Here is a 10,734-nt window from a genome sequence, read left to right as displayed (position 1 = left end):
GGTTACTGTCCGCGCCATGCGTTTACTTGCTCGGGTCGGCAGCTTGCGCGCGGTCGTCGCGGTGACCGTCGGGTTCATCGCGTTGAACATGGTCCTCGTCGTGATCGGCAACGTCACGGACTACGGCACGAACGAGGCGTTCGTGCAGCACGTGCTCGCGATGGACACCACGTTCGGCGAGGGGCTGAAGTGGCGGGCCATCACCAGTTCCGCCGTCGTGACGCTGGTCTACGTCGCGATCATCGCGTGGGAGGCGGTCTCCGCGCTCCTGCTGACCGCGGGCACCGTCGCGTACGCCCGCAACCGCGACGACAGCGCGCGCAGCTTCGCGTCGGCGGGCCTGCTGATGGTCGTGGCGCTGTTCCTGGGCGGGTTCATCACGGTCGGCGGCGAGTGGTTCGCGATGTGGCAGTCGAAGGACTGGAACGGCATCGGCGCCGCGCTGCGCATGGTGACCGTCGCGGGCTTCGCGCTGGTCCTCGTGCACCTCAGCCCGCGGCGGGCCAGCTCGTAACCGGTTCCCGGCAGAACACCGGGCCGACCCCCGCGTCGGCTCCCAGACCACTCCACCAGTCGCGCTGCTCGGCGTCCTCGACCGGGTCGACCACGACCAGCCCACCGGCCTCGTGCACGAACCCGATGACGTCGCTGAGCACGCGCGACACCAGCTCGTCCGATGTGCGGCTGCGGCCGGTCATCCGCACCGCCATCACGCCGAGCGAGCGGACGAGCTCGATCTCCGCGGTCGACCCCCCGAAGTCACGGGCGCCGATGTGGATTCCCATGTCCGACAACAGTTCCAGGTTGTCGGCGGCCTCGCTGTCCTGCGCGGCCAGCACGCGCACCGGGAAGCCGAGGAGCAACCGGCCGGCGGGCAGCCCGGTGTCCGCGAGCACCCGCCGCACGTCGCGCACGAGGTCCGGGCTGTTCGCAAGGCCCTCGGTCAGGCACACGGCGAGCACCTCGTCGTGCCCGCACGCCGCTTCCGCCGCCCTGCGCAACATCCACTCGCCCAGCGGCAGCATCAACCCGGTGTGCTCGGCCATCGACACGCACTTCTCGTGCGGGATCAGCCCGGCGTCGCGGTGCCGCCAGTGCAGCTCGGCCTCGACGCACACCCGTGCCGCGCCGTCGAGCCGCATGACCGGGGTGAACACGACGTCGATCTCGCCGCTCTCCCACGCGCCGGGCATGACGGCGGCGAGCGCGAACTCCTCCTGCTCCCGCTTGTCGAGCGTCGCGTCGTGCAGCCCCCACTGCCGGCGCCCGCTGCGCTTGGCCCTCCTGAGCGTCATGTCCGACGCCCGCAGCACCTCGGCCGGGTGGCCGCCGGGGTGCAGCCGCGGCAGCACGCCGATCGACGCCGACACCGCGACGCCGTGCCCGGCGAAGTAGACGGGTTCGGCCAGCTCGTGCTCGATCGTGCGGATGGTGCTGTCGACGTCCGGCGTGTCCGGCCCGTTCTCGACGAGCACGGCGAACTCGTCGCCCTCCAGCCGCGCCACCATGGCCTTCTCGCCGGCGAAGACGGCGCTCAGCCGTTCCGCGACGAGCTTGAGCACCCGGTCGCCGATCTCACGCCCGAGCCCGTCGGTGATCACGGCGAACGCGTCGAGGTCGAGGTGGTAGAGCGTGACGCCGTGCTCCATGTCGCTGTGCAGCAACGACTCCAGCCGCGTCGTGAGGTACTGCCGGTTCGGCAGCCCGGTCAGCGCGTCGTGCAGCGACTGGTACTGCAACCGCCCGCCGAGCAACGTGAGCTGGCTGTCGTCGTCGATCATCACGACGTAGTGCCTCGGGGTGTCCTCCGCGTCCTTCTGCACGGTCGCCGCGAGCAGCACCCGGAAGTGCTCGCCGTCGCGGTCGATGAGCCGCGGCCGTTCCTGGACCCGCCGCATCCGCCCGTACCGCAGGCCGGCCAGCGCGTTCTCGACCAACGGCAGGTCGGGCGGCGCGATGAGGTCGCCGAGCGTCATCCCGCCGACCTCCTCGCGCCGCAGGATCGTGCACAGCGCCTCGTTGGCCCGCTCCAGCCGCCCGTCGAGGCCGACGATCGCGATCCCCGTCGACGAGTGCGCGAAGATGTCCTCGAACCGCTCCTCGCTCGCCCGCAGGTCGAGCTGCGCGGCCCGGGTCGCGCGCAACATCGCCTGGCTGACGCTTTCCTGCTGCTCCAGCACGAACGCCTGCATCGCATCGGTGTACCCGGCGGACATCTCCCCGATGACCAACGCGCTCTTGTGCGCGTCCTCCGTCTCGTGCGCCACGAACCCGGCCAGCACCTCGACGGACCTGCGCAGGCTGTCCGCGCCGACGCAGTGCATCTCCACCAGCCGCGTGCCGACCCGCGCGGCGGTCTTCGCGTCCCCGGCGAGCGCTTCGGCGATCAGGTTCACCAGCTCGCGCAGCTCCTCCGCCAGCTTCGCGGAGGACAGGGGGATGTAGGAGGTCCGGCTGACCTCGCGGGCCCAGTCGCGCGCCACCTCGTCACGTCCCGGCGGGCGTGACGATCTCGCGTCGTCCTGGCTCGGCAAAATCGTTCCACCTGACCTGCTCGACGAGCAACGGTGCGGAAGCCTACCGCCAGCAAACCACATCGTCCCGCCGCACGGCGGCGTTCGCCCCTTCGGGCGAGGAACGACCTCGCGCGAGGTGCTTTCAGGAACCCACGATGTGCCGCAGCTGTGCCAGCAGGTCGCTCCGGCTCGTGCTCCCCAGCCGCTGCCGCATCCGCGCCATGTGGTGCTCGACGGTCTTGGCCGAGATGAACAACCGGTCCCCCACCTGCTTGTACGTCATCCCCTCCAGCACCAGCCCTGCGACCTCGCGCTCGCGTTCGCTCAGCTTCCCGGCGTCCTCGACCACGACGGGGGCGTCGGCCTCGGCGCGGCGGGCGGACACCGGGCGGCCCTGGAGCAGGCGGGCGCAGTCGAGGAGGCGGACCATCGCCTGGCGGTCGGAGGTGCGGATCGCCGCCTGACCGGCCAGGCGCGCGGCGTCCCACCACAGGCCGACGGCGTGCAGGCTGCGGGCGGCCTCTTCCACGCGGTCGGCGTCGACCTCGCCGGCCACGACGTCGAGCCAGCTCTCGGCCGCGGTGGAGATGATCGCGCAGTAGCGGCTGTGGTCGCGGGACGCCGCCAGCACCGCCGCGTGTTCCTCGGCGGAGGTGAGGTCGTCGTCGATGATCGCGGCGTGCAGCAGGCTCCAGCGCAGCTGCGTGGACCACAGGGGCGGGGTGCCGAGCGACTGGAGCAGTGCCAGGGCCTGGGACAGGTGCGGGGCGAGGCGGTCCTGGTCGCGCAGGCGGGCGGCGGCCGCGGCGAACTCGCCCAGCGGCAGCAGGGAGAACAGGTCGACGGGGTGGCGGAGCACGGCCTCGCAGGCCTGCTCCCAGGTGCGGCGCAGGGTGGCGAGGTCGCTGTTGCGGCGGGCCACGCCCACCTCCAGGGCCACGGCGAAGATCCAGTCGCGGGGCTCGAACGTGCCGCGGACGGACATCAGGGTCTCGCGGGCCACGGCGAGGTTGCCGCGCAGCATGTGCAGCCAGGCCTGCAGGAGCCGGTGGCGCACGGACATCAGGACGCCGCCGGTGCCGGCCTCCACGGCGCGGTCGAGGACGGACTCGGCGACGTTCGGCTCGCCGCAGTGCAGGGCGACCAGCGCGGCCAGCGACGCCGGGCTGTCGGGGAGCAGGACGGCGCCGCCCGCCGGTTCGAGCAGGGAGGATGCGCGGACCAAAGTGGACAGTGCGGCGGTCTCGGAGCCGGAGACGGACTGCCGGACGCCTTGCAGCATCAGGGATGCGGCGCCACCCAGGAGGGTCGGGGGCTGGGCGGGGGTGTCGTCGGACGGGGTGCCGGTGCCGAGGGCGCCGATGCCGGCGAACGCCGCGGCGTAGGGGGTGGCGGCCCAGCGGAACAGCTCGGTGCTGCGGGCCAGCTGGCCGCGGTGGGCCAGCGCGACGGCGGCCACCTCGGCCGCGGTGCGGCGGTGCGGGGAGTCGGGGGCGCTGATCACCTGGTCGGCCAGGCGCAGGGCGGAGTCGAGGTCGCCCGCCATCGCGGAGGCGGTGGCCCACTGGGCGGCCGTGTCGGAGGGGACGACACCGCCGCCGGTCGAGGCCTTGAACAGGCGCGCGGCCAGTGCCGGGTCGGAGGACAGGGCCTCGCGGGCGGCCGCGGCGAAGACCGGGCCGCCGATGCCGGTGTCGACCAGCGGGCGGACCAGGTCGAGGACCGGGCCGCCGCGGTCGAGCTGCAGCTGGGCGAGGCGCTGGCGGACGGCGATGCGGCGTTCGGTGCGGGTCAGGGCGCCGACCGCGCGCTGCGCCAGCGGCAGCAGGGTGCCGTCCTCGGCGAGCAGGCCGGTGGCGCGTGCGGCCTCGATGATGTCGCTGACCTCGTCGAAGTCCTTGTCCAGCAACGCCGACAGCAGGTCGAGGCGCTGGGCGGCACCGGCTTCCGCGGCCAGCAGGAACTTCTGCAGGTCCGGGTCGAGCCAGTCGAGGTCGCCGCGGAACGCCGACAGCACCTCGGCGGTGACCTCGGAGGCGGCACCGAGCCGTTCGACGTACGCGGGCACGCCGCCGGTCTGGGCGTGGACGAAGTCGACCACCGGCCGCGGGGCGTGCAGGAGCTCGCGGACCTGGTCCTTCGAGAACGGCGCCAACGGCACCACGACCGCGCCACGGGTCAGCTCGGCCAGCACGGCACGGCGCGGCCACGGCCGGTAAGCCAGCACCAGCAGCGGTTCCGCGGCCAGCGCGCGCAACGCGGCGTCGTCCAGCAGGTGGGCGTCGTCGACCACGCGGACCGCGGGGTTGCCGATCTCACCGAGGAACGCTGTCTTGCCGTGACCTCCGGGCGCCGCGACGACCACGCGCAGGCTTGTGCCCGGCGCGGCGTCGTTGATCCGGTCGAGGACACCCCTGGTGGAGTCGTCCAGCACCAGTCGGGCTCGCGTGGTCACGCTCAACGGCCATCCTCTTCTGTGGGGGAAGTCAGTCGGAACGGGAGCCGGACCGGCGACCGGTCGGCTTCAGCACCCGCGTCACGCGCTTGGACCGCGGCGGCGGCAGCTCCAGCGGCGGGACGTCCACGGGCGGGCGCGGCGGCGGTGCGGTGAACTCCTCGTCGTCGGGCTTCTGGACCTCGCCGACCGGGAACCGCAGGGACGCCTCGCGGGTGTGCACGAGCACGGACGTGTCGCTCGGCTCCGGCTCGGCCTCGGGGCCGACGACCACGAGCCGCGCGGCGACGGCGGCACCCTTCGCGACCGAGTGCTCGGGGGCGGCCTCGGCGAGGACCCGGCAGTCGACCGTCGCGGACAGCGCGTCACCGATCACCGGTGTCCGCACCGCCCCACCGACCATGAGCACCGCTTCCGGCCGGTCCGCGCCGACCGCGCGCACGAACGTGCTGACCAGCTGGTCCACCGCGGGCCGCAGCTCCTCGGCGAACTCGTCGCGGGTCACCTCGGCGCCGGCCACCACGACCGCGGGCCCGAACGCCCGCTTCGCCGCCTCGCACTCCGCGGCTGACACGAACGCGTCCTTGCCGAGCCGGCCGCGCACCAGCGCCGCCAGCACGTCGTCGAAGTCGGCGCCGGCCGGGTGGTCGACGGCGTCGACGTGGTTGAGCAGCTCGAACGTCCTGCCCGGGGTGCGCCGCACGACCGAGGCGGAGAACGCGTGGCTGCCGAGCGAGAAGACCGCCAGGGTCGAGCCGGGCAGGACGCGGGCGAGCACGGCGTGGTTCTCCGCGGCCGCCAGCGGCTCCGGCACGAGCGTCACCTCGGGCAGCCCGACCTGCCGCAGGGCGGCGTGCAGCAGCCCCCGGCGATAGGGGCCCCACCCGGCCGGGTGAGTCACGGCCACGTGCCGGGGCTGTTCACCCTGTCGGGCGACGACCTCGCCGACGACCCACAGGACGAGCAACGCGGTCAGCTCCTCGGCCGGGACCACCTCGGGACCCAGCGAGAACGGCACCGCGTCACCGATCCGGCGGGCGAACCCGGAGGCGAGCCAGCCGCCGGGGTCGACGTCGCCGACCGAGAACGTCCCGGCGTCCGTGAGCTGCAGCAACGAGGGCACGACCAGGGCGATCTCGGCGTCCCGGCCGCCCTCGAGACGGCACGCGGCAGCCGTGGTGCGGGTGGTGCCCACATCGACTCCGAGTACGTACGACACGTCTCTTCCTCACCTGTTCGCAGCAGCGACCAGTACCTACACGGGTGAAGGAAGCACGCTCAAGCGATGCCCCTAACCCCTTAGGGGGTCAACGAGCGTCACCCCATCGGGGAACGGGGATTCACTGGGAGTTATCCCCGATGTTCGAGACGGGCCGGTTCTCCTACGTTCTGCGACAGCCAGCCGCCAGACCCCGACCCGTGCTTCCACCAGGAGATCCTTCGATGATGTCGTCGCCCGGCACGCTCCACGACTTCGTGCTCAACCTGCTCAGCGACCCGGCGCTGAAGGCCGCGTTCGCGGCGGACGCCCAGGGTTGCCTGGAGCAGGCCGGCCTGGCCGACATCACCGCCGTGGACGTCCAGGAGGTCATCCCGCTGGTCCTCGACCTGGTCCCGGACGTCGACGGCCTGCCCGCCGTGGACGGTGTGGACCTGGACCTGCCGGCCGACGAGCTGCTCGCGGACGGTCCGCTCGGCGCCATCAGCCAGCTGCAGGCCGTCGCGTCTCAGCTGACCTCGTCGGGCCTGTCCCTCAGCGACATCCACACCTCGTCGGCCGGCGTGCTGGCCGCGGACGGCAACGGTCTCAACATCATCGCCGCCAACCGGACGCTCGGTGAGTACACCTCGACCAACATCGGCCTGGACGGCGACTTCTCCGCCGTCGGCGACGTGGCGAGCGTGCTCGACCAGACCACCTCCCCGCTCACCGGCTCCGTCCTCGACGTGGCCGACACCGGCGTCTCGACGATCGACTCGGCCGCGCTGGACACCGTCTCCTCGGTCGTCCCCGGCACCGACTCGGTGGTGGGCCACCTGGGCGGCGTGACCGGCCTGGCCGACGGCCTGCTCGGCACCGTCGGCGGCGGCGACGCGGGCCTCGGCAACGTGCTCGGCGTGTCCGGCCTCGACGACCTGTCGCACGGCGCGCTGAACGTCCACTCGACCGAGACCGTCGTCTCCGCGCAGGGCGTCGCGGGCAGCGTCGTCGGCACCGCCACCGGTGTCGCGCACAGCGCGACCGGCCTGGCCGGTGACACCGCGGGCGTCGGCAACGTGCTCGGCGGCGTCACCGACACCGTCGGCCAGGTCACCCACGGCGTGCCGGTCGTCGGCGACCTCGGCCTCGACGGCCTGCTCGGCTGATCTTCTCCCCCTCCCGCACGAGGAACCGGCCCTGTCCCCCGCGGACAGGGCCGGTTCTGCTTCTCCGGTCCCGGCGGGCGGCCGGTGAGCAACGTCACCCGGCTGCGCCGACCGGCCGCATCGCGCCGGTCGGCACCCGGTTGTGCACTCCAGGCTTTCACCCAGGGGGGTGAACACGGCACTATGCGTCACGTGATGGCACCGCCTTGGCTCGACGTGCTGGACGAGACGATCGGCGCCTGCGTCACGCACCGGCGGCCCGACCTGGAGGCCCGGCTGCGAGAGAAGCGGGCCCAGCAGCTGGACCCCAGGCTGCGCGTCCTGGTCGTCGGCGAGTCCAAGCAGGGCAAGAGCCAGCTCGTCAACGCGCTGATCAACGCCCCCGTCTGCGCGGTGGGCGACGACATCACGACCACCGTGCCGACCTACGTGCAGCACGCCGAGACGCCCTCGGCCGCGCTGGTCCGCAACGCCTCCGCCGGCGGCTCGATCTTCCACGCGCCGACCGAGCGCATCGCCGTGCCGATCGAGCAGGTCACCAAGCAGGTGTCGACGCCGCAGGCGCGCGAGGTCGTGCGGGCCGAGGTCGGCATCCCGCGGGCGCTGCTCGACAACGGCCTCGTCCTCATCGACACCCCCGGGGTGGGTGACACCCGATCAGCGCACACCGCCAGCACGTTCGCGACGCTGGTGCAGGCCGACGCGGTGCTGATGGTGTCCGACGCGACCGGCGAGCTGACCGGCGCCGAGATGACGCTGCTCAAGAAGGTCATGCAGGCCTGCCCGAACGTCACGGTGGTCGTCACGAAGATCGACCTGGTGCCGAGCTGGCGGGCCGTCGTGGAGCGCAACAGGGCGCTGCTACAACGCGCCGGCGTCCCGGCGAAGCTCATCCCGGTGTCCTCCGCGCTGCGGCTGCGCGCGGCGAAGACCGGTGACCAGGGGTTGAACGCCGAGTCCGGCTTCCCCGACCTGCTGGCGTGCGTGCAGCGCGACATCGTCGCCTCCGCCGACCTGCTGGCCCGCCGCGCCGTCGCCGTGGTCGCGTCCTCCGCGCTGACGCAGCTGGTCACGCCGCTGCGCGAAGAGCTGACGGCGCACGACTCGGCGCGCACCGCGGACACGGTCGCGACGCTGCAGGAGGCGCAGCGCCGGGTCGACGAGCTGCGCCGCCGGTCGGCGCGCTGGCAGAACGTGCTCAACGACGAGATGGCCGACCTGATCTCCGACGTCGAGTACGACCTGCGCGACCGCACCCGCCGAATCCTGCGCGAGGTCGACAAGACCTACGACGAGGCCGACCCCGCGATCGGCTGGGACAAGTTCGAGCAGTGGCTGGAGGACAACCTCAACGAGGCCGCCACCACGAACTTCGCCTGGCTGATGGAACGCGCGGAGTGGGTGGCCGCGAAGGTCGCGAAGAACTTCCCCGTCTACCGCGAGGACCTGCTCCCCGGTTCGGTGCTGCCCGACGACCTGCTGGAGCCGGTCAGCCGGCTGGAGAAGCCGAAGATCGAGCCGTTCTCGGTGTCGCAGAAGCTCTTCACCGGTCTGCGCGGCTCCTACGGCGGCCTGCTGATGTTCGGTCTGGTCACCTCGCTGGCCGGGATGCCGCTGATCAACGTGGTCTCGCTCGGCGCCGGTGCGCTGTTCGGCGGCAAGTCGATCCTCGACGAGAGCGACGCCCGGCTCAAGCGCCGCCAGGCCGCCGCGAAGGCCGCGGCGCAGCGCCACGTCGACGACTTCTTCGTCAAGTTCTCCAAGGACGTCCGCGACTCCGGCCGGCACATCCAGCGTGCGCTGCGCACCCACTTCAGCACCCTGGCCGAGGAGCTCCAGGAGACGTTGCTGGAGTCGGCCCGCAGCGCCAAGCGCGCCATCCAGGACGACCAGACCGAACGGGAGCGGCGGTTGCGCGAGGGCCGCAAGGAGCTCGACAAGCTCGTCAGCCTCTACAAGCGGGTCCAGGCGCTGGGCGGACCGGTCATGGAGCTGTCGGCGTGACCCTGGACCGCGTCGTCTGGTCGATGCTGCAGGAGGCCTCCGCCGTCTACCGCGACAGCCCGCGCGCCACCGGCTGGCTGCGCTCGCAGGTCGAGCGCTACACCGAACCGGTGCGGATCGCGGTGGCCGGCCGGCCGGGGATCGGCAAGTCCACCGTCGTCAACGCGCTGGTCGGCGACGAGTTCGCGCCGCTGGACTCGTTCGTCTGGTACCGCGGCGGGGCGCAGGCGCGGGCGCACGTGTTCGCCGGGCCCGGCCGTCCGCACGAGGTCGCGGTGACCGGGCGCAACCACCGCCGGCACGTGGAGGTCGGCCAGTTCGACCGGCCGGACCGGGTCGTCGTGGAGTGGCCCTCGCGGTCGCTGCGGGACGTGGTGCTGATCGACACGCCGGCGTCGGCGGCCCCGGAGCAGGTGCTCGGCGACGCCGACGCGTTGCTGTACCTGATGCGGCACGTGCAGGACGACGACCTGAAGTTCCTCCAGGCCGCCAACGACCACCCGATCGCCCGCACCGCCGCCGTGCACACGGTCGCGGTGCTCGCGCGGGCCGACGAGATCGGCGCGGGGCGGATCGACGCGCTGTCGTCGGCCAAGCAGATCGCCCGCCGCTACCGCAGGGACGTCGCGGTGCAACCGTTGTGCCAGAACGTGGTCTCGGTCGCCGGGCTGCTCGCGGTGGCGGGCAGGACGTTGCGGGAGGACGAGTTCGCGGCGCTGCGGGCGTTGTCGGCGCTGGGCCGCGAGGAGCTGGAGGACCACCTGCTGTCGGCGGACCGGTTCGTCGGCGAGGTGTTCCCGGTGCCGATGGAACCCGCTGTGCGCCAGGCGTTGCTGGGCCGGTTCGGCATCTTCGGGGTCCGGCTGGTCACCGCGCTCATCCGGCAGGGCTTCGACACGCAGGTGAAGCTCACCGGCCAGCTCGTGCAGCGCAGCGGCCTGGGCGAGCTGCGCGACTCGATCGCCGTGCACTTCACCGAACGCAGGGAGATCCTCAAGGCCCGCTCGGCGTTGCTGGCGCTGGACGTGCTGTTCCGGGTGGAACCGCGGCCGGCCGCCCGCAAGCTGATGGCCGACCTCGAACGCGTGGTGGCCTCCGCCCACGACTTCCGCGAGCTGCGGCTGGTCGCGGCACTGCAGTCCGGGCGCACGAGGCTGCCGGCCGAGGTGCAGGCCGAGGCCATGCGGCTGGTCGGTGCCGAGGGCACGAACACGTTGGCGCGCTTGGGCTTCGACTACGACGCCGACCCGCGCGAGCAGCGCGAGGCGTTGCTCGACGCGCTGGTGCGGTGGCAGGCGCGGGCCGCCGACGTGCACGCGCCGAACGACCAGCGCCGGGCCGCCCAGGTCGTCGTCCGCAGCTGCGAGGGGCTGCTGCCGCAGCTGCCCTGAC

7 protein-coding genes are annotated in these 10,734 nt (G+C 72.8%); 4 read left to right on the top strand and 3 right to left on the bottom strand.

All coding sequences use genetic code 11. The features are described 5' to 3' along the window. The first annotated feature begins 16 nt into the window (after window positions 1–16). Entirely contained in the window at window positions 17–514 is a 498-nt protein-coding gene (locus tag ACZ7CH_RS16955; RefSeq protein ID WP_360385713.1) for a DUF2165 domain-containing protein, read from the top strand. Here the strand turns inward: ACZ7CH_RS16955 and ACZ7CH_RS16950 are convergent. The 3 genes from ACZ7CH_RS16950 to ACZ7CH_RS16940 form a co-directional block, all read right to left on the bottom strand. Continuing rightward, window positions 489–2,483: a diguanylate cyclase domain-containing protein gene (locus ACZ7CH_RS16950; RefSeq protein ID WP_470369510.1), complete on the bottom strand. Its 1,995-nt coding sequence runs from the start codon at window positions 2,481–2,483 to the stop codon at window positions 489–491. The genes ACZ7CH_RS16955 and ACZ7CH_RS16950 overlap by 26 nt on opposite strands. Before the next feature lie 175 nt (window positions 2,484–2,658). Continuing rightward, complete coding sequence (locus tag ACZ7CH_RS16945) at window positions 2,659–4,971, bottom strand: helix-turn-helix transcriptional regulator (RefSeq protein WP_470369511.1); 2,313 nt, start codon at window positions 4,969–4,971, stop codon at window positions 2,659–2,661. A gap of 31 nt (window positions 4,972–5,002) precedes the next feature. Beyond that, the gene (locus ACZ7CH_RS16940; RefSeq protein ID WP_458429502.1) at window positions 5,003–6,190 is read right to left on the bottom strand and encodes an Hsp70 family protein; all 1,188 of its coding nucleotides are present in this window, start codon (window positions 6,188–6,190) and stop codon (window positions 5,003–5,005) included. A 224-nt stretch (window positions 6,191–6,414) separates the two neighbouring features. Between ACZ7CH_RS16940 and ACZ7CH_RS16935 the strand changes: the two genes are divergently transcribed. From ACZ7CH_RS16935 to ACZ7CH_RS16925, 3 genes are all read left to right on the top strand, one after another. Continuing rightward, a complete protein-coding gene (locus ACZ7CH_RS16935; protein WP_470374293.1) occupies window positions 6,415–7,338 on the top strand; it encodes an IniB N-terminal domain-containing protein in 924 nt (307 codons plus the stop codon). Between the two features lie 195 nt (window positions 7,339–7,533). Further along, window positions 7,534–9,342, top strand: coding sequence for a dynamin family protein (locus ACZ7CH_RS16930; RefSeq protein ID WP_360386645.1), 1,809 nt, complete (start codon window positions 7,534–7,536; stop codon window positions 9,340–9,342). Then, window positions 9,339–10,733, top strand: coding sequence for a GTPase family protein (locus ACZ7CH_RS16925; RefSeq protein WP_470374292.1), 1,395 nt, complete (start codon window positions 9,339–9,341; stop codon window positions 10,731–10,733). The genes ACZ7CH_RS16930 and ACZ7CH_RS16925 overlap by 4 nt, the downstream gene beginning before the upstream one ends. Window position 10,734: the final 1 nt, after the last annotated feature.

It is taken from the genome of Lentzea sp. NPDC037011, from assembly GCF_055607425.1.
The sequence above is the reverse complement of the archived record's forward strand: the minus strand, read 5'-3'. Positions and strand labels throughout refer to the sequence as shown.

Excerpts from the sequence above, each read along its gene's own strand:
- ACZ7CH_RS16955 (WP_360385713.1), top strand. The coding sequence starts at position 17 with ATGCGTTTACTTGCTCGGGTCGGCAGCTTGCGCGCGGTCGTCGCGGTG.
- ACZ7CH_RS16935 (WP_470374293.1), top strand. The coding sequence starts at position 6,415 with ATGATGTCGTCGCCCGGCACGCTCCACGACTTCGTGCTCAACCTGCTC.
- ACZ7CH_RS16930 (WP_360386645.1), top strand. The coding sequence starts at position 7,534 with ATGGCACCGCCTTGGCTCGACGTGCTGGACGAGACGATCGGCGCCTGC.